Source organism: Actinoplanes sp. CA-131856, assembly GCF_050956135.1.
In the GTDB taxonomy this organism is placed as follows: domain Bacteria; phylum Actinomycetota; class Actinomycetes; order Mycobacteriales; family Micromonosporaceae; genus Actinoplanes.
The window spans coordinates 4232325-4249679 of sequence record NZ_CP191849.1; the positions used below are offsets into that span (position 1 = coordinate 4232325).

At 71.8% G+C, this 17355-nt stretch carries 19 protein-coding genes; 16 read left to right on the plus strand and 3 right to left on the minus strand.

Annotated features, from left to right (window positions below; translation table 11 throughout):
- Positions 1–26: 26 nt before the first annotated feature.
- The 4 genes from ACQP2X_RS19520 (at position 27) to ACQP2X_RS19535 (ending at position 3871) form a co-directional block, all read left to right on the plus strand.
- Complete coding sequence (locus tag ACQP2X_RS19520; RefSeq protein WP_498698935.1) at positions 27–1220, plus strand: MFS transporter; 1194 nt, start codon at positions 27–29, stop codon at positions 1218–1220.
- Positions 1221–1319: 99 nt separating this feature from the next.
- A complete protein-coding gene (locus ACQP2X_RS19525; protein WP_498698937.1) occupies positions 1320–2462 on the plus strand; it encodes a hypothetical protein in 1143 nt (380 codons plus the stop codon).
- 9 nt (positions 2463–2471) lie between these two features.
- Positions 2472–2972, plus strand: coding sequence for a hypothetical protein (locus ACQP2X_RS19530; protein ID WP_498698939.1), 501 nt, complete (start codon positions 2472–2474; stop codon positions 2970–2972).
- Positions 2969–3871 carry an aldo/keto reductase gene (locus ACQP2X_RS19535; RefSeq protein ID WP_498698941.1) on the plus strand — a complete coding sequence of 301 codons (903 nt, stop codon included), beginning with the start codon at positions 2969–2971 and terminating at the stop codon, positions 3869–3871. The genes ACQP2X_RS19530 and ACQP2X_RS19535 overlap by 4 nt, the downstream gene beginning before the upstream one ends.
- Before the next feature lies 1 nt (position 3872).
- On the opposite strand, the gene ACQP2X_RS19540 is transcribed toward ACQP2X_RS19535, so the two are convergent.
- The gene (locus ACQP2X_RS19540) at positions 3873–5255 is read right to left on the minus strand and encodes a diguanylate cyclase domain-containing protein (protein ID WP_498698942.1); all 1383 of its coding nucleotides are present in this window, start codon (positions 5253–5255) and stop codon (positions 3873–3875) included.
- 65 nt (positions 5256–5320) lie between these two features.
- On the opposite strand from ACQP2X_RS19540, the gene ACQP2X_RS19545 reads away from it, so the two are divergent.
- The 12 genes from ACQP2X_RS19545 to ACQP2X_RS19600 all read left to right on the plus strand — a co-directional run bounded on the left by ACQP2X_RS19545 (position 5321) and on the right by ACQP2X_RS19600 (position 16393).
- Entirely contained in the window at positions 5321–6181 is an 861-nt protein-coding gene (locus ACQP2X_RS19545; protein ID WP_498698944.1) for a Vgb family protein, read from the plus strand.
- Positions 6182–6191: 10 nt separating this feature from the next.
- Entirely contained in the window at positions 6192–7034 is an 843-nt protein-coding gene (locus tag ACQP2X_RS19550) for an LLM class flavin-dependent oxidoreductase (protein WP_498698946.1), read from the plus strand.
- A gap of 152 nt (positions 7035–7186) precedes the next feature.
- Positions 7187–7978 carry an ABC transporter ATP-binding protein gene (locus ACQP2X_RS19555; protein WP_498698947.1) on the plus strand — a complete coding sequence of 264 codons (792 nt, stop codon included), beginning with the start codon at positions 7187–7189 and terminating at the stop codon, positions 7976–7978.
- Entirely contained in the window at positions 7975–8793 is an 819-nt protein-coding gene (locus ACQP2X_RS19560; protein ID WP_498698949.1) for an ABC transporter permease, read from the plus strand. Before ACQP2X_RS19555 ends, ACQP2X_RS19560 begins: the two co-directional genes overlap by 4 nt.
- 29 nt (positions 8794–8822) lie before the next feature.
- A complete protein-coding gene (locus ACQP2X_RS19565) occupies positions 8823–9908 on the plus strand; it encodes an ABC transporter substrate-binding protein (protein ID WP_498698950.1) in 1086 nt (361 codons plus the stop codon).
- Between the two features lie 20 nt (positions 9909–9928).
- Positions 9929–10978, plus strand: coding sequence for an LLM class flavin-dependent oxidoreductase (locus ACQP2X_RS19570; RefSeq protein ID WP_498698952.1), 1050 nt, complete (start codon positions 9929–9931; stop codon positions 10976–10978).
- Positions 10975–11613 carry a cysteine hydrolase family protein gene (locus tag ACQP2X_RS19575; RefSeq protein ID WP_498698954.1) on the plus strand — a complete coding sequence of 213 codons (639 nt, stop codon included), beginning with the start codon at positions 10975–10977 and terminating at the stop codon, positions 11611–11613. Before ACQP2X_RS19570 ends, ACQP2X_RS19575 begins: the two co-directional genes overlap by 4 nt.
- Positions 11610–12944 carry an NtaA/DmoA family FMN-dependent monooxygenase gene (locus tag ACQP2X_RS19580; protein WP_498698956.1) on the plus strand — a complete coding sequence of 445 codons (1335 nt, stop codon included), beginning with the start codon at positions 11610–11612 and terminating at the stop codon, positions 12942–12944. Before ACQP2X_RS19575 ends, ACQP2X_RS19580 begins: the two co-directional genes overlap by 4 nt.
- Positions 12944–14323, plus strand: a complete 1380-nt coding sequence (locus ACQP2X_RS19585; RefSeq protein WP_498698960.1) for an MFS transporter — start codon at positions 12944–12946, stop codon at positions 14321–14323. The genes ACQP2X_RS19580 and ACQP2X_RS19585 overlap by 1 nt, the downstream gene beginning before the upstream one ends.
- 194 nt (positions 14324–14517) lie before the next feature.
- Entirely contained in the window at positions 14518–15312 is a 795-nt protein-coding gene (locus tag ACQP2X_RS19590; RefSeq protein ID WP_498698962.1) for a riboflavin kinase, read from the plus strand.
- A 111-nt stretch (positions 15313–15423) separates the two neighbouring features.
- On the plus strand, positions 15424–15906 hold the full coding sequence (locus tag ACQP2X_RS19595) for an NAD(P)H-dependent oxidoreductase (RefSeq protein ID WP_498698963.1): 483 nt from the start codon (positions 15424–15426) through the stop codon (positions 15904–15906).
- Complete coding sequence (locus tag ACQP2X_RS19600) at positions 15899–16393, plus strand: flavin reductase family protein (RefSeq protein ID WP_498698964.1); 495 nt, start codon at positions 15899–15901, stop codon at positions 16391–16393. The genes ACQP2X_RS19595 and ACQP2X_RS19600 overlap by 8 nt, the downstream gene beginning before the upstream one ends.
- A 1-nt stretch (position 16394) precedes the next feature.
- Here ACQP2X_RS19600 and ACQP2X_RS19605 read toward each other — a convergent pair whose 3' ends face one another.
- Together ACQP2X_RS19605 and ACQP2X_RS19610 are read right to left on the minus strand one after the other, a co-directional pair.
- Positions 16395–16874, minus strand: coding sequence for a pyridoxamine 5'-phosphate oxidase family protein (locus tag ACQP2X_RS19605; RefSeq protein WP_498698965.1), 480 nt, complete (start codon positions 16872–16874; stop codon positions 16395–16397).
- 4 nt (positions 16875–16878) lie between these two features.
- Positions 16879–17316, minus strand: coding sequence for a MarR family winged helix-turn-helix transcriptional regulator (locus ACQP2X_RS19610; RefSeq protein WP_498698967.1), 438 nt, complete (start codon positions 17314–17316; stop codon positions 16879–16881).
- Between the last annotated feature and the right edge of the window lie 39 nt (positions 17317–17355).

Sequence of the window (17355 nt, forward strand, 5' to 3'; positions counted from 1 at the left end):
GAAATTCCGGGCGGAGAGTCGAGCGGGTGAGCACCCATCGCGCCGGTACGCCCGGCTATCGCCGGATCTGCCTGGCCCTGTTCGCGGCCGGGGTCGCCACGTTCGCCCTGCTCTACAGCACGCAGGCGCTGCTGCCGGACCTGGCCGGCGCGTTCGGGGTGACGCCCGCGCAGAGCGCCTGGTCGCTGTCGCTGGCCACGGTCGGCCTGGGCGTGGCGCTGCTGATCACCGGGCCACTGTCGGAGAAGGTCGGCCGCACCCGGCTGATCCATCTGTCGCTCGCGCTCTCGGCGGTCGTCGGGCTGGCCTGCGCGGTGGCCCCGACCTGGCACGTGCTGCTCGCGCTGCGGCTGGTGCAGGGCGTCACGCTGGCCGGGCTGCCCGCCGTGGCCACCGCCTATCTGCGGGAGGAGCTGCACCCCGGCACGCACGCGAGGGCGGCCGGGCTCTACATCGGCGGCACCGCGCTCGGCGGCATGGCCGGTCGTCTCGTCACCGGGTGGGTCGCCGAGGCGTACACCTGGAGATGGGCCTTGGCCGCGGTGGCCCTGGTCGGGGTGGTCTGTGCCGTCGTGGTGGCCGTGCTGCTGCCGGGGTCGCGCAATTTCGTGCCCCGGCCGACGGCGGCCATGACCAGGCGTGCGCTCAGCGACCCGGCGCTGCTCAGCCTCTACGCGATCGGCGCCTGCGCGATGGGCGCGTTCGTCTCCGTCTACAACGCCATGGGCTTCCGGCTGACCAGCGCCCCCTTCCTGCTCGGCGCGGGCGCGGCCGGCGCGGTCTTCCTGGTCTATCCGGTGGGCACGCTGAGCTCGGCCGTCTCGGGCCGATTGGCCGATCGGTACGGCCGGCGCGCGGTCATGCCGTTCGGATGCCTCCTGACCGCCGTGGGCCTGCTGCTCACCTTGCCGGACAAGCTCCCGGTCATGGTGGTCGGGCTGGCCGTGATGACCGCCGGGTTCTTCTGCGTGCACGGCGTGGCCAGCGGCTGGGTGCCGGTGCGGGCGCACGCCGGTGGAGTGCCGGCCGGGCAGGCGGCCTCGCTCTACCTGTTCGCCTACTACGCGGGCTCGTCGATCTTCGGCAGCCTGGCCGGCACGGCCTGGTCGCTGGGCGCGTGGCCGGCCGTCGTGGCGCTCGCCTCGGTCTTCGTGGGCGCCGGCGGGGTCCTCGCGATGACCCTGCGGCGTGTACCCGCTCTGAAGCCAGCCGTCCGCTGAACGCCGGAACTTCATCCCGAGTTGCGGCAATTACGCCTCTTGAGGGAACTCTTGGGAGTGTTTTACGACTTTCCCAGTCGACTTTGATCAGATGGCCGCGTGGCCCGGCGAGTCTTTCTGCACATCGGTGCGCCGAAAACCGGCAGCACCTACATCCAGAACGTCCTGTGGGGAAACGCGGACCTCCTCCGCGACCGCGCCGGCGTTCTGGTCCCGCACACCCTCTACGCCCACGACCAGGGCATGGCCGATCTGCGGGAGGTGCCCTGGTACGACCCGTCGTCGGGCTGGACCTGGGACCGCCTGGCCGGGCTGGCCGCCGCGTGGCCGGGCGACGCGGTGATCAGCAGTGAGGGGCTGGGCGCGGCCACGCGGGAGCAGGCGGCGCGGGCGCTGGAGAGCTTCGGCGGCGCCGAGGTGCACGTCATCGTGGCCGGGCGCGACCTGTGGCGCACGCTGCCTTCGATGTGGCAGCAGAGCATCCGGGGCCGCAGCACCTGGCGCTTCGAGGACTTCCTGTCGGCCGTCGAGAAGGGCCGCTACCAGGCCTTCTGGGACGAGCACACGGCCGATCGGATGCTGCGCCGCTGGGGCGACCTGCTGCCGCCCGGGCAGCGGCATCTGATCACCGTGCCGCCCGCCGGAGCGCCGTACGACCTGCTGTGGCAGCGCTTCGCCGGTGTCATCGGGGTCCCCGCCGACCTCTGCGAGCCCTCGGAGCCCACCGCGAACGTCTCGCTCGGCGCGGCCGAGATCGAGCTGCTGCGCCGGGTCAACCAGGCCCTGGGCGACCTGTACCCGCACCGGGTGCCCTATCAGCGGGTCGTCCAGCGGCACCTGGTCGACGCGGTCCTCAAACAGCGGGCCAACACGCTGCGCTTCGGCATCGGCGCCGACCGGGCGGCCTGGGTCCTCTCGGTGGCCGAGGAACAGATCGCCACGCTGCGCGACTATCCGTGCGACATCGTGGGCGACCTGGACGAGCTGCGCCCGGTGGCCGTGCCGGTGACCGGGCCCACCCCCGACCAGCTGCCGGACACCCAGGTGCTGGAGGCGGCGATCGACACCATCGTGGGCATGCTCGGGCACGCCGCCTCGCTCGACCGGCCGCTGGAGAAGCGCCCGCCGGGCCCGCTGACCCGGCTGCGTGGCATGAAGCGCCGGCTGCGCGACACGGTCACTTTCGGCACCCGCGTAACCGATCCGGCCGACCGGGTACCCGGGGCGCGCCGCCGGGCTTAGCCTGGGCCCATGCCGTACGTCGCCGCCCGCGACGGCCGCCGGCAACGCGGCCCTCAGGATCGGGCACCCTCCGTCCCCGAACGACTCGACGACCTTCGTGGCCACAGCGTGGGGGTGCTGGAGCTCCCGCACCACATGGCCGCCGGTCACAAGTCCCGCCGCCGGTTCGATCTGGAGGACCCCGCGCAACAGCGGCTGGCCTATCAGACCGTGCTGTGCCAGGCCGCGGACTGCTGCGAGATCAACGATCTCCTGCATCCCGGCGTGCTCCGCCGTCTCTGGCGCCACCTGCACATTCCCGACCGCGTCCGGCAGGCGTGGGAGAACCGTTATCCCGATCTCAGCACGCCCGCGCCGGCGTCCGAGACCAAGATCCCGACGGCCGACCTGATCGCGCCGCGCACCGACGACGGCTTCCGCCGCGCCGGGCGCCGGCCGACCGCCTCGGTGCCGGCCGATCGCCTGACCGCTTCGCAGATGATCGCCGCCCGCACGGCCTCCAGCCGTTGATCTCGGTTCGGGGCATCGGCCTGGGCCTGGCCGCCGTCGCCCGCCCGGGGTACATCAACCTGGGCCGCGACGCCGACCTGCCCGCCGACCGCACTGTCGACGCGATGCGCTCGCTGGTGTTCGCGCTGCTCGACGAGGCGTACGCCCAGGGGGTCCGCTATTTCGACGTCGCCCGGTCCTACGGCCGCGCGGAGGAGTTCCTGGCCGCGTGGCTGGTCGCCCGCGATCCGGTGGGCGTCGTCGTGGGCAGCAAATGGGGTTACACCTACACCGCCGGCTGGCGGGTCGACGCCGACGTGCACGAGGTCAAGGACCACAGCGTGGCCACCTTCGACCGGCAGATCGAGGAGACCCAGGACCTGCTCGGCGAGCGCCTCGACATCTACCACGTCCACTCGGTCACCCCGCACAGCCCGGCGCTGACCGACAAGGTGCTGCACCGCCGGCTGGCCGGTCTGGCCGCACAGGGCATCATCGTCGGCGTCTCCACGAGCGGTCCGGCCCAGGCCACGGCGATTCGAGAGGCTTTGGCCGTACGCATCGACGGCGAACCCTTGTTCCGCAGCATCCAGGCCACGTGGAACCTGCTCGAGACCTCGGCCGGCCCGGCCCTGGCCGAGGCCCACGAGGCGGGCTGCCTGGTCATCGTCAAGGAGGCGATGGCCAACGGCCGCCTGGCCGCCATGCCTTCCCTGGGTGCCTCGCCGGACGCGGTCGCCTTGGCCGCGGCCCTGCGGCAGCCGTGGGCCAACGTGGTGCTCTCCGGCGCGGCCACCCGCGAACAGCTCGACTCGAACCTGCGCGCCCCGGCCCTCGACGTCGACCTCGACGCGCTGGCCGACCTGGCCGAGCCACCCGAGAAATACTGGTCGCACCGCTCGACCCTGGCCTGGAGCTGACTCAGGCGGCGGTGACGCGGCGGGACTTCACCTCGTACATGGCGCCGTCGGCCCGGCGCAGCACCGAGACGGCGTCGTCGCCGGGAGCGGCCCGGACCGCACCGACGCTCACGCCGACCGAGGCGTGCTCGCCGGTGACCACGAACGGCGCGGCGAAGGCGGCCTCGATCCGCGGCACCACCTCGGCCGAGGCGTCGCGGCAGAGGACGACGAACTCGTCGCCGCCGTACCGGGCGAGCAGGTCGGTCCCACGGACGCAGCCCGTCAGGCGTACGGCGACCTGTCGCAGCAGTTGATCCCCGGCGACGTGACCCAGGCCGTCGTTCACCGCCTTGAAGCCGTCGAGGTCGCAGAACAGGATGAGCGGGGCCGCTCCGGAGGCCAGCTCGGCGTCCAGCGCGTCCAGGAACTTCTTGCGGTTGGCCAGGCCGGTCAGCGCGTCGTGGGTGGCCTCGTGGGCCAGCGCCCGCTCGGCCCGCGACCGCTGCGCCGACAGCATGCCGATGCGGACCATCACCATCGGCACGATCACCGCCGTGCCGACCGCCAGCAGCACGGCGTCGATCGGCCGGCCGGCGAGCTGCTGGACGGCGGCCACGATCGGGTTGAGCGCGAGCGCGCCACCCAGGAAGGCGAGCCGCCCCGGGCCGAGCCGGTCCACCGAGACCGGGCCGGGGCGCTGCAACTGGTCCATCGAACGGTCGGCGACGCCGGCCCCGGCCACGATGTATCCGGCCAGGAAGAGCGTGTCGACCCAGCCCGGCCGGGTCAGCGGGGTGTCGGCGGCGTACCAGAGCAGGCTCAGATTGCCCACGAGGGCCAGCGGCAGGACCACGACGAAGGCGCGCAGGGCGAGCAGCGACTCCCGGCCGGCGCTCTCCACCCGCAGCAGGGCGCCGAGCATCCCGGCCAGGCACAGGGCCATCACGAGCAGGCCGGCCCGCGAACCGGTGGACATGGCCGTGGCGTCCAGCCTCGGCTGCACCAGCACGGTCCAGAGCAGCCCGACGAGGCCCACGGCCATCACGGCCGCGTCGAGGATGCCGCCGATGTCGCCGCGCCCGTGCCGCAGCACGATCCACACGGCCGCCGCGAGCAGCAGCAGATGGCCCGCCACGATGAAGACCAGCGAGGTCAGGTCGCGGTTGTCGGTCAGGCCGAGCTGGATCGCGGCCCACAGGCCGCCGGCGTTGATGACGGCGAGCCCGGCGACGATGAGCACCGACGGCCCGCGCCGCTTCCGCAGAGCGAGAGCGGCCGGCACCAGGGACGCCGAGCCGATCAGGAAGTACAGCAGGGGATGGGCGCCCTCCGGCGCCATCGGATAGGCCGAGGCCGCCAGGAGAGCCACCACGGCGTACGCGAGCAGGGGTCCCCGGGGCATGACGCGCCCATCGCCCGCCCGGCCGCCGACTTGAGCATTTCTTCGCATCGGGCAGGATCGGGTGGATGACACGGATCGAGGAGTTCCCGGTGCCCGGCGGCCCGTACGCCCTGGCGACCGGCGCCGACGGCGCCCTCTGGTACACGCTGGTGACGCTCGGGCAGGTCGGGCGGCTCGTGCCCGCGGCGACGTTCGACGTCGGGCCCGCCTCCCGGCCGACGATCATCACGGCCGGGCCGGACGGGGCGCTCTGGTTCACGTCGTACGGGACGCACCGGCTCGGCCGGATCACGCCCGCCGGCGAGTTGAGCGAGGTCACCCTGCCGACACCGTCGGCCGGTCCGTTCGGCATCGCGGCCGGCCCGGACGGGGCGATGTGGTTCACCGAGAGCGCGGCCGACCGGATCGGGCGGGTGACGGCCGACGGCTCGGTGACCGAGTTCCCCACCGGCTCCTTCCCGTCCGCCATCACGGCCGGGCCCGACGGCGCGATGTGGTTCACCCTCAACCAGGGCAACGCGATCGGCCGCGTCGACATGAACGGCGCGACGGCGGTTCATCCGCTGCCGACCGAGGGCGCGGCCCCGGTCGGCATCACCGCGGGCCGCGACGGCGCCCTGTGGTTCGTCGAGATCGGCGCCGGTCAGATCGGCCGCGTCACCCCGGACGGCGCCATCACCGAGTTCCCGCTGCCCGACCGGGCCGGGCGCCCGCACGCCATCACGGCGGGCCCGGACGACCGGTTGTGGTTCACCGAATGGGCCGGCAACCGGATCGGCTCGATAACCCCCGAGGGCACGATCGAGTCGTACGACCTGCCGACCCCCGGCAGCGAGCCGCACGGCATCGCGCTCGGCCCGGACGGGGCGGTCTGGGCGGCCCTGGAGACCGGCGCCCTGGCCCGCCTGGAAGTACGGCCTCGGTAGGCTGCGGCCCGTGGGAGCGACGATCGACGCGGTGATGTGGCCGGACCGTCCGTGGCGGGAGCTGCGGGGCGAGTGGGAGCGGGCCGAGCGGCTCGGCATCGGGCGGGGCTGGCTCTGGGACCATCTCGTTCTCGGTGGGCGGCCGGTCTGGCACGACGCGTACGCCGTGCTCGCCGCCGCCGCGGCCACCACGAGCACCATCGGGGTCGGCACGATGGTGACCGCGCCCAACTTCCGTCACCCCGTCACCACGGCCAAGGCGGCGCTCGCCCTCGACGACGTGAGCGGCGGCCGGTTCGTGCTGGGGCTGGGCGCCTGCGGGCCCGGCGACGACGCCGAGGCGCTGGGCACGCCGCCGCTGAGCGCGGCCGAGCGGGGCCGCCGGTTCGTGGAGTTCACCGAGCACGTCCACACGCTGCTGACCGAGCCGGCGCCGACCCTGGAGGGCGAGTGGTTCACCGCCCGCGCGGCCGGCCTCGGCGGGGCCCTTCCGCGACGGCCGCCGCTGGCCGTGGCCGCGACCGGGCCGCGCGGGATCGCGCTGGCCGCCGAGCGGGCCGACTGGTTCGTCACGCAGGACGTCCGGAAGCGGTCGGCCACACCCCAGGCCGAGGTGGCGCGCCAGTTCGACCGGCTGCGGGAGGCGTGCTCGTCGGCCGGGCGGGCGATGCCGTCGACGGTGGTGGTGCTCGGCTACGGCGGTGAGCAGCCGCTCGCCTCGGCCGAGGCGCTCCGCGACTGCGTGGGCCGCTACACCGAGCTGGGCGCGACCCGCATCGCCGTGCTGTGGCCGCGTGGCGACGACGCGGAGCGGCAGTTCGCCGTACTGGAGAAAGCCGAGTTTACGGCGTAGAAACCTCCGATACTTCTGGCGGAATCACGCCGTCCTTAGTTTCTTCTCAGCTTGAGTCTCGCGAGTCATATCCTCGTATTCGCCTCGCACGCTTCTCCGGCTCCATTGACGATTTCTATCTGTCTGGAGACCGCTATGTTCGGAAATTCCGCATGAGCGGAGAAATCCGCGTCACCGGGGTGCGCCGGGTCTACGACATCGGCGCCGGCGGCTCGCTGACCGCCCTCGACGACGTCGCTCTCACCGTGGAGACCGGCACCTTCGTCAGCGTGATCGGGCCCAGCGGCTGCGGCAAGTCGACGCTGCTGCGGGCCGTGGCCGGGCTCGAGACGCCGGACGCCGGCCAGATCACCGTGGGCGGGCTCACGCCGGAGCGGGCGGCGGCCGACAAGATGCTCGGCCTGGTGCCGCAGACCCCGGCCCTGCTGCCGTGGCTGTCGGTCCTCAAGAACGTGTCGCTGCCCAAGAAGGTGAACCGCAGGAAGGGCCGCAGCACGGCCGACATGGTCGACCTGCTGAGCAAGGCCGGGCTGGGCGACGTCATGCACAAGCTGCCGTCGCAGATCTCGGGCGGCATGCAGCAGCGGGCGGCGATCGTGCGCGCCTTCGGCCTGCACCCCGACGTCCTGCTCATGGACGAGCCGTTCTCGGCGCTCGACGAGTTCACCCGTGAGGCGCTCCAGGAGCAGCTGCTCGACCTGTGGGACGAGCTCAAGGCCACGGTCCTGTTCATCACGCACTCGGTCAGCGAGGCCGTGCGGCTCTCGGACCGGATCGTCGTGATGGCGCCCCGGCCGGGCCGGATCACCGACGTCATCGACATCGACCTTCCGCGCCCCCGTGGGCAGGCACTCTTGAAGACCCCGGAGTTCCACGCGTACGAGGACCTCGTGCGCGACCGGCTCCGCGGAGCGTTCCACTACGCGAATGCGATCGCCTCATGACCATCGCTGAGCCCGCAGTGCTTGTGGAAGCACGCAAGCGCGTCTCCCTGGCCTTCCTGCACCCGGCCAAATGGCTGCCGCTGGTGCTCATGCTGGCCGTGCTCGGCGCGCTGTGGCAGTGGGGCGCCGCCCGCATGCCGTACCTGCTGCCGCCGCTCGGCGACATCGGGCAGACCCTGACCCAGGACGCCGGCTACTACCTCGAGAACGCCCTCGTGACGCTGCGGGAAGCCGTGGGCGGCCTCGCCATCGGCACCGCGGTGGCCTTCGTGCTGGCGGTCGTGGTCAGCGAGTTCACGCTGGCCCGGCGGGCCATCATGCCGGTCGCGGTCATCCTCAACGTGACCCCGCTGGTGGCGATCGCGCCCGCGCTGGTGGTGGCGTTCGGTTTCGGGGCGGCGCCCAAGCTGATCGTGACCGGGCTGATCTGCTTCTTCCCGGTGCTCATCAACATGTCGATGGGTCTGCGGGCGGTGCCGCTGCCGGTGTTGCAGGTCTACCAGACCATGCACGCCTCACGGCTCGAGACGCTCTGGTACATCCGGGTTCCCAGCTCGCTGCCGTACCTGTTCGCGGCGCTGCGGATCGTCTTCCCGCTCTCGGTGGTGGGGGCGGTGGTCGCGGAGCTGTCGGCCGCGGGGTCGTCCAAGGGACTGGGCACGGCGATCAGCCTCGCCTCGTCCATGAACCGGCTGGCCGCCGTCTACGCGTCGATCGCGATCCTGGCCGTGCTCGGCTCCCTGCTGCTGCTGGTCGTGACGCTGCTGGAGCGCCGTCTCCTGCACTGGCACGAGACCCGCGCCGGCGCCAAATAAGTTAACGCTCTCTCTGACGGAGACTTTCCATGCGTACTCGTACCCTTTTTGCGGCTTTTTCGGCCGCCGCCCTTCTGATATCCACCGCCGCTTGCGGCTCGTCCTCTTCGTCCTCGGCCGCCGAGGCCGCGGCCGGCACCGCCATTTCGGCCGACCGCTGCGCGAAGAACAAGGCGGCCGGGAAGGTCACCTACCTGTCGGGCTACCAGTGGCAGGCGTCGGCCTCGATCCTGGAGTACGCCGCGGCCAAGAAGCTCGGCTACTTCGACGCGGTCTGCCTCGACGTCGCCATGCAGCCCGGCACCGGCGACACCAGCCAGAACACCAAGCTGCTGGCCAGCGGCAAGGTCACCTTCAGCCCGGTCAGCCAGCAGGACGTGCTCTCGGCCAACGCCAACGGCATCAAGGTCACGGGCATCTCCTCGTACTCGAACGTGGGTCTCGAGGTCCTGATGACCAAGACCGACGTCACCGACCTCAAGCAGCTGGACGGCACGACACTGGGCCAGAAGGGCGCCATGCCGATCGGGGTGCAGGCGATGCTGGTGCAGGCGGGCGCCGACTTCGGCTCGGTCAAGCAGGTGACGGTCGGCTACGACCCGTCCGTGCTGACCCGGGGACAGGTCAAGTCGCTCACCGGCTTCATCTCCAACGAGCCCAATCAGCTCAAGGCGGCCGGCACGCCGGTGACCGTCTGGCGGCCGTACGACTACAAGGTGCCCGGCTCGCTCGGCGCGATGGCCGTGAACCCCGACTTCGCGGCGAAGAACCCGACCGCCGTGCAGGACTTCCTCCGGGCCGGCCTGCACGCCTTCGCCTACTGCGAGGACAACGCCGAGGAGTGCGTGAAGGCGGCGGCCGAGCTGACCGGCGCCGGATACGACGAGAAGCAGAACCTCGCCGTCTGGCAGACCGAGGACAAGGTCGTGCGCGACAGCCTGTCGTCCGGCGCGGCGCTCGGCGCGATCGACGACGCGAACGTCCGTTCACTTGCCGAGATGCTCAACAAATACACCAAGACCACCATCTCCGCGGACCAGGCCGCCGGCGAATTCGACGCGTCGTACATCAAAGCGATCTACGACGGTGACAAGCTGATCTGGCCCGCGCCGTAAAGCCGAAAGGGAGAACGAATATGTCAAGCAAGGAATATGGCGTGTTCCTGCCGATCGGCAACGGCGGTTGGATGATCTCGTCGACCGCGCCGCACCCGGAGGCGACCTACGCCTACAACCGGCGGGTGGCGGTGGAAGCGGAGCAGATCGGCCTCGACTTCATCATGTCGATGGCCAAGTGGAAGGGATTCGGCGGCAGCACCGACCACTGGGGCCAGACGCTCGAGTCGATGACGATGATGTCGGCCCTGGCCGAGGCGACCTCGACGGTGAAGATCTGGGCCACCATGCACGCGAACATCCACCACCCGGCGGTGGCGGCGAAGATGTTCACCACGCTCCAGGACGTCTCGGGCGGGCGGGCCGGCATGAACATCGTGAACGGCTCGTACGCCGACGAGTTCCAGCAGATGGGGCTCTGGGACGCCGAGCTGTCGCACGCCGACCGCTACCGGATGACGGAGGAGTGGACGCAGGCGGTGGGCCGGCTGTGGACCGAGGACGTGGTGACGATGAAGAGTGACTTCTTCACGCTCGACGCCTGCGAGTCGCGCCCGCACCCGGCGGTGCGGCCGACCATCATCAGCGCCGGGCGGTCGGCGGCCGGGCGGGACTTCCAGGCGAAGTACGCGGACGGCGCGTTCCTGAGCGCCGACAACCTCGACCAGATGCGTGAGTTCTCGCGGTACGTCCACGACAAGGGTGCGTCGCACGGGCGCGAGGTCAAGACGTACTCGATGTTGACGGTCGTCCTCGACGAGACCGACGCGAAGGCGGAGGCGAAGGCGGCGCGTTACGGCGAAGGGCTCGACAAGGAGGCGCTGATCGGCATGCGCACCTCGTGGGGCATCCCGGCCGACACGGCGCGGGCCTGGGCCGACGGGGCGACGGGGTCGGAGGCCTTCCAGACGCCGTACGTCACCGGTGGCCCCCAGAAGGTCATCGAGCACATCGAGCAGATCACGGCCAAGGCCGAGCTCGACGGCCTGATGCTCATCTTCCCGGACTACCACGCGGACATGCTCCCGTTCGGTGAGGCCGTGCTGCCGTCCCTGCGAGGCGACTCATGAGCGACCTTCGCGCGGCGCAGCTTGCGGCGCTGGCCGGCCGTAAGGGCGCGCTCATCGTCGTCGACGTGCAGCGGTCGTTCGCCGACCCTTCGATGATCGCGGGCTACGGGGCCGACCTCTCGGTCGTCGCCGACACGGTCGCCGTCGTCGGCAAGCTCGTGCGGGCCGCCCGCGCGGCCGGCGTCACGGTGGCCTGGGTCGAGCTGGGCAGCGATCCCCGCAATCCATGGCAGGCGAGCCAATGGCTGCGAGCGGGTGACCCTTCGGCTCCGTACGGGCCGGACGAGCCGTGTGTCCTCGGCACCTCCGGCGCGCAGTGGTACGGCGTCGAACCCTTCGCGGGCGAGATCCGGGTGGTCAAGCGCGGCTACAGCGGCTTCCTCGGCACCAGCCTCGAGGCCCAGCTGCGCGCGGCGGGCACCGAGTGGGTCGCGGTCTGCGGGCTGACCACCGAATGCTGTGTGGCGGCCACCGCCACCGACGCGTTCCAGCTGGACTGGCCCGTCCTGCTCCCGGTCGACGGCGTCGCGGCGTACGACAAAGAAGTGAACGAAGCTTCGCTGGCCGTGCTGGCCATGAACGTCGCCGCGCTCAGCGACAGCGACGAGCTCCCGGATCTGTGGGTGACGGCATGAGCGGCATGCACCTCGCCTTCGACCTGTCGTTCACGCACACCGAGGGGCGCTGGGCCCGGCGCGGCTCGTGGGTCGGGCGCGACTTCCCGGACCCGCGGATGTACATGGAGCTCGCCCAGACGGCCGAGCGGGCCGGAATCGGCATGCTCTTCTTCGGCGACGGCACCGGCATCCCCGACACGTGGCGCGGCTCGATCGACGCCGCCGTCGAATGGGGCGTGCAGTGGCCGCGGCACGACATGAGCCCGATCATCGCGGCCATGTCGACGGTCACCTCGCACATCGGCTTCGGGCTGACCTACTCGTCGACGTTCATGCACCCGTTCTACGTGGCCCGGCTGCTCAACTCGCTCGACCACGTCACCGGCGGGCGGATCGCGTTCAACGTGGTCGCCTCGACGCGGAGCGCGGACGCCGCCAACTACGGCTTCGACCAGCTGATGGCCCACGACATGCGCTACGAGCGGATGGAGGAGTTCATCGACGTCTGCCAGGCGCTGTGGCACTCGGTCGACGCGGACGCCATCGTCCGGGACCGGGAGACGGGCCGCTTCGCCGACCCGGCCAAGGTGCGGGCCATCCACCACCACGGCAAGTTCTTCGACGTTCAAGGCCCGCTGCCGAGCGTGCCGAGCCCCCAGGTGGCGCCGATGCTGGTGCAGGCCGGCAACTCGCCGCGGGGCATCGCGGCGTCGGCCCGCTTCGCCGACCTGGTCTTCGGCTTCGGCGGCAGCCTGCCGTCGCAGCAGCGGCACCGCACGATGCTCGACGAGGCGCTGAAGGAGGAGGGACGCGACCCGTCGTCGGTCGGCATCCTGTGGGCCACCCAGGTCATCGTGGGTCGCACCATGGACGAGGCCCGGGCCCGGCGCGACGAGGTGCTGACGTTTTGGAGCGAGGACGCGGTCGGCGCGTTCCTGTCCCACAACGCCGGCGTGGATTTCTCGAAGCTGCCGTCGTCGTTCCCACTCGGCGAGCTGAAGCGGCAGGCGGCCGAGGCCCGGGCGACGCCGGGCGGCCTGATCGGCACGCTGCTGGCCGAGCACGGCGAGGACTACGAGATGAGCCGCACGGAGTTCTTCGAGCACGGCTGGCGCAGCGCCACCGGCATGGACCACACGATCTTGGGCGACCCGGGCACGGTGGCCGACGCGCTGGAGGAGAACTTCGCGGCCACCGGCGCCCGTGGCGGTTACATGTTGTCGAGCCCGCTCGCGATGCCTTCGGGCCTGGCCGACCTGGCCGAGCTGCTGGCACCGGAGCTGCGCCGGCGGGGAACTCTGGCGCCGCGCTATCAGGGCCGCACGCTTCGCGAGAACCTCGCGGTCTGATGCGCTCCTCGCCATCCTCCCGCCCCGGGTCGCGGTCGCCAGGCTCGTCGACGGCCGAGCAGACGGTGCTTGTCTGCGCGCTGATCGGGACGGCCCAGATGACGTGGGGTGTCACGGTGCCGGTGCTGCCGGTCTACCTGAACTCCTACGGCATCGCGGTCGGCCTTCTCGGCCCGCTCGTGGCGGCCTTCGCCGTGGGGCGAATCATCGCTAACATCCCGGCCGGCCTGGCCCTGCGCCGATTCCCGGCCCGGGCCTACCTGCGGGTCGTGCTGCTGGCGCTGGCCCTGGTCACGGCGCTGACCGGGCTGGCCACCTCGGCCGGGCCACTGATCGGCTTCCGGCTGGTCGCCGGCGTGCTGGGAGGTGCCGCCGTCACGGTGGGGTTCGCCCTGCTGGTGGCCGGGGCGCCACCGGCACGCCGGGGCGCGGTGATGGCCACGGCCACGGTGGTGCAGATGAGCACGGCCGGGGCCGGCGCACTGCTCGGCGGATCCGTGGTGGGCCTGGTCGGGCCGGCCTGGACGTTTGCCGTGGCGGCCCTGCCGGTCCTGGCGGTGCTGCTCTGGGACCTGGCACGGCCGGCGGCGCACTACTGGTCGTTCGCCGCCCCGGCCCCGCAGTCGCCGGCCTTGCAATCGCCGGCCTTGCAATCGCCGGTCCCGCAGTCGCCGGCCCTGCAATCGCCGGTCCCGCAGTCGCCGGTCCCGGAGACGCTGGCCGCGGGAGAGCTGGCGCCGGGGAAGCTGGGGAAGCCGGTGGGGGCGCGGGTGCCGAAGCGGACCTGGCTGCTTGTCGCGCTCTGTGCGGAGGCGTTCGCCACGTTCTTCGTGCGGTTCGCGGGCGAGCAAGGCCTCGTGCCGGTCTTGGCGTACGACAGTGGTGGCCTGAAACCGTTCACGCTCGGCCTGGCCACCGCGGCCGGGACCGTGGCCAGCCTGGCCGCGATGCCGCTGATCGCCCGCTGGGTCGACCGCGGCGCCCGGATCGCCCTGCTGGTGCCCGCGGGCATCGCCGGCGCGGTGGCGATGCTGTGCCTGCCGCTTCTGCACGTGCCGGCCGGGTTCGCCGTGGCCATCGTGGCCTACTCCCTGGCCACGAGCGTCATCGGCGTCCTGCCCGGCGTCGTCACCGGTGACGCCTATCCGGCGTCGGCGGCCGGGGGAGTCATCGGCCTCACCCGCACCGCCGGTGACATCGGCGCCGCGATCGGACCGCTCGCGGTCTTCGCGGTGGCCGGCTTCGCCGGTTACGAGGCGGCCTGCGCGGTCCTGGCCGCGCTGTTCCTGGTCGCCGCGGCCGGTCTGGTGACGGCATTGCTGCGCCACCGATCGTCCCCGGCCGCAGTCACGGCCCCGGCTCTGGTAGGTGCGCCGTGACGGCCCGCGGCCCCGTCCCTGCCGGACCCAGCGTGACGGCCCGCGGCCCCGTCCCGGCCGGACCCAGCGTGACGGCCCGCGGCCCCGTCCCGGCCGGACCCAGCGTGACGGGTCGTGGTGCGGGCGCTGCGACGGGCGGCGGTCCCGATCCGGCTGGGCCTGGCGTGACGAGTCGCGGGGCGGGTGGCTCCGGGTTGACCGTCGTTCGCGGTCGGGTCGTTCACGGGGCCGGCCGTGGCCGTCCTCTCGGGTTTCCGACAGCCAACCTGGCCGTCGACGAGCCTGCCTCGCTGCCGGGGGACGGCGTCTATCTCGGCATGTTCGCGCTCGACGGCGGGGCGGCGGCACCGGCGCTGGTGTCGGTCGGGGCCAACCCCACCTTCGGCGGGGAGGTGCGGACCGTCGAGGCCTATGTCCTCGACCGGGACGAGGACATGTACGGAAGGAGGGCGGAACTGCGCATCCTGACGCTCATCCGGGAGCAGGAGCGGTTCGACTCGGCCGAGGCGCTTGTCGAGGCGATGGCCTCGGACGAACGGGCCGCCCGTAGGCTGTTGACCATGGGTGAGGACGCCGAGGAGCGGGGCTGGCGCCGGTTCGGCCCGGACAGCATCGAGCGTGCCATGCTGCTCGCCCTCAGCGAGGAGCTCGGCGTCGATCTGCGGCCGCGGTCGATCGACCTCGGCGACGGCACCCGGCTCGAGATCGAGGGCGCCGACGAGGCGTGCGGGCTGCTCGTGCAGATGGTCGGCAACCAGGGGACGTTCCGTTCACTTCACCGCAACAAGGTGATGGCCGACATGTTCAAGCTGACCTGGCTGCGGTCGTCGATGTTCCCGGAGAGCCGCATCGTGCTCTGCGTGAGCGCGACCGTGGCCCAGGTCTTCAGCCCGGCCGGCTGGACCACCCGCGCCGCTCGCGACCTCGGCATCGAGGTCCTGCTCTACAACCCTGACGGCAAGCTGGAAACTCTCGTCCAGCGGTCCTGAGAAAGAAGAAACTCCGCAGACGGCCGGTCTCATCCCTCTGTGCCTGGCGACCATTCCGGACTGCTCCGCGGTGGCTGATGTTCCGAGCTAGTAAAGGAGTACGCCTCCGCCATGAAGATCACTGTTCTCGTGGGCAACCCCAAGCCCCTTTCCCGTACGAGGGCGACCGCCGAAGCCGTCGCCGACCTCTTCGAGAGTGACGACCGGCTCGTGTTCGACCTCGCCGACCACGCCGGCCGCCTGTTCACCTGGCCCGAGCCCGAGATCGACGAGCTCACGGCCCGGGTCGCCGGGTCCGATCTGCTGATCGTCGCCTCGCCGACCTACAAGGCCACCTACACCGGTCTGCTCAAGGCCTTCCTCGACCGGTACGGGACGAACGGGCTGGCCGGCGTCACCGCCGTCCCCGTCATGACCGGCGCCGCCCCCGACCACGCCCTGGCCGTGGAGGCGTACCTGCGCCCCTTGCTGGTGGAGCTGGGCGCCAGCGTGCCCACCCGGGGTCTCTACATGGTGATGTCGCGGATGGACGCGCTCACCGACATCGTCGAGGAGTGGGGCAAGGCGAACGTGGGACTGGTGGGCCGTGACTGACACCGTCGTCGCGAGCCGCGAGTTCCGCCGCGTCCTGGGCGGTTTCGCCTCGGGCATCACCGTGGTCACGGCCGTCGTCGACGGCGTGCCGGTCGGCATGACCTGCCAGTCGTTCTTCAGCCTGTCGCTCGACCCGCCGCTCATCGCGTTCTCGCCGTCGCGGGCGTCCGCCTCCTATCCGCTGATCCGGGGCGCCGGCGCGTTCTGCGTGAACATCCTGGAGGCCGGTCAGGAACAGCTGTGCAACCAGTTCGCCCGTACGGGAACCGACAAGTGGCGTGGCGTGAGCTGGCGGCCCGGCCGCACCGGAAGCCCGATCCTGGAAGGGGTCCTGGCCTCCATCGACTGCACATTGGAGCAGGAGCACGAGACCGGCGACCACTACCTGACGATCGGCCGGGTGGTGGCCCTGGAGAGCGACCCGGACCGCCATCCGCTGCTCTACTTCAACGGCGCCTACGAACGCCTGCACCGGCCGGCCGCGTGAGTCAGAAGACCCGGGCCCGATGGTCCTTGGCCAGGCCGTGCAACGCGCAGGGAGTGCGCGGCTCGCGCGGGCAGAGGACCCACAGGGCGCTCAACGAGGCCCGGTAGAGGCGGTAGTCCGACGGGGCGGTCACGTCGTCGCGGTCCAGCATCGTGACGTCGTGGCCGTCACGCCGGGGGTAGCGCGTGAGCGCCTCGCCGACGTCGCCGGCGGGCACCTCGAAGGCCTCGGCCTCGGCGTAGACGGCGCGTCCGTGATAGGGCTCCACTGTGGAGTCGAAGACGGTGAGGCCGACCAGTGGGCGTTCCGCCAGGTTGACCGAGTGCCGGGCGCTCGTCTCGGAGCACCACAGTAAGTCGCGCTCGCCCGCGGGGGCGAAGTAGACGGGCGAGGCCCACGGCCGCCCGTCCGTGCCGACCGTGCTCAGCGTCAGGTAAAGGTTGGACTCGACGATCGCGCGCGCGTGCTCGTCCAGCGACATGCCCTCATTCTCGCCCGAGCCGCACGGTCTCCGCACGGAGCACGTCGACCATGCGCCGCAGATAGCTGACGATTGCCGCCTGCTCGGCGGGGGCGTACTCGCCCATGGCGCTGCCCAGCGCCCGCCCGAGCCCGGCGAACGCGCCGGCCAGCTCCGGGTGGCCGCCCGGCACGGCGCGGACGACGGCGCGCCGCCGGTCGGCCGGATCGGTCTCGCGGACGACGTGGCCGCCGGCCGCCAGCCGCGCGATGACGCTGGTGATGCCGGCGGCGGTCAGGCCGGTCCGCTCGGCCAGCTCGCTGGCGCTGAACGGGCCGTGGGCCGCGATCAGCTCGAGCGTCTTGAAGTCGCCGGCCGACAGGCCCAGCCGCGCCGCGACCGCCTGGTGGAAGAGCACGACCGCGGTGCTCAGGTCGCGGCCGAGGGTTTCACCGGTTGACATGCGAACCGCCAATTACTTAGATTCGGCGTAGTAATTACT

Excerpts from the sequence above, each read along its gene's own strand:
- ACQP2X_RS19540 (WP_498698942.1), bottom strand. The coding sequence starts at position 5,255 with ATGCCCCGGGGACCCCTGCTCGCGTACGCCGTGGTGGCTCTCCTGGCG.
- ACQP2X_RS19610 (WP_498698967.1), bottom strand. The coding sequence starts at position 17,316 with ATGTCAACCGGTGAAACCCTCGGCCGCGACCTGAGCACCGCGGTCGTG.
- ACQP2X_RS19585 (WP_498698960.1), top strand. The coding sequence starts at position 12,944 with ATGCGCTCCTCGCCATCCTCCCGCCCCGGGTCGCGGTCGCCAGGCTCG.
- ACQP2X_RS19580 (WP_498698956.1), top strand. The coding sequence starts at position 11,610 with ATGAGCGGCATGCACCTCGCCTTCGACCTGTCGTTCACGCACACCGAG.
- ACQP2X_RS19570 (WP_498698952.1), top strand. The coding sequence starts at position 9,929 with ATGTCAAGCAAGGAATATGGCGTGTTCCTGCCGATCGGCAACGGCGGT.
- ACQP2X_RS19565 (WP_498698950.1), top strand. The coding sequence starts at position 8,823 with ATGCGTACTCGTACCCTTTTTGCGGCTTTTTCGGCCGCCGCCCTTCTG.
- ACQP2X_RS19595 (WP_498698963.1), top strand. The coding sequence starts at position 15,424 with ATGAAGATCACTGTTCTCGTGGGCAACCCCAAGCCCCTTTCCCGTACG.
- ACQP2X_RS19560 (WP_498698949.1), top strand. The coding sequence starts at position 7,975 with ATGACCATCGCTGAGCCCGCAGTGCTTGTGGAAGCACGCAAGCGCGTC.
- ACQP2X_RS19545 (WP_498698944.1), top strand. The coding sequence starts at position 5,321 with ATGACACGGATCGAGGAGTTCCCGGTGCCCGGCGGCCCGTACGCCCTG.
- ACQP2X_RS19575 (WP_498698954.1), top strand. The coding sequence starts at position 10,975 with ATGAGCGACCTTCGCGCGGCGCAGCTTGCGGCGCTGGCCGGCCGTAAG.
- ACQP2X_RS19530 (WP_498698939.1), top strand. The coding sequence starts at position 2,472 with ATGCCGTACGTCGCCGCCCGCGACGGCCGCCGGCAACGCGGCCCTCAG.
- ACQP2X_RS19555 (WP_498698947.1), top strand. The coding sequence starts at position 7,187 with ATGAGCGGAGAAATCCGCGTCACCGGGGTGCGCCGGGTCTACGACATC.
- ACQP2X_RS19605 (WP_498698965.1), bottom strand. The coding sequence starts at position 16,874 with ATGTCGCTGGACGAGCACGCGCGCGCGATCGTCGAGTCCAACCTTTAC.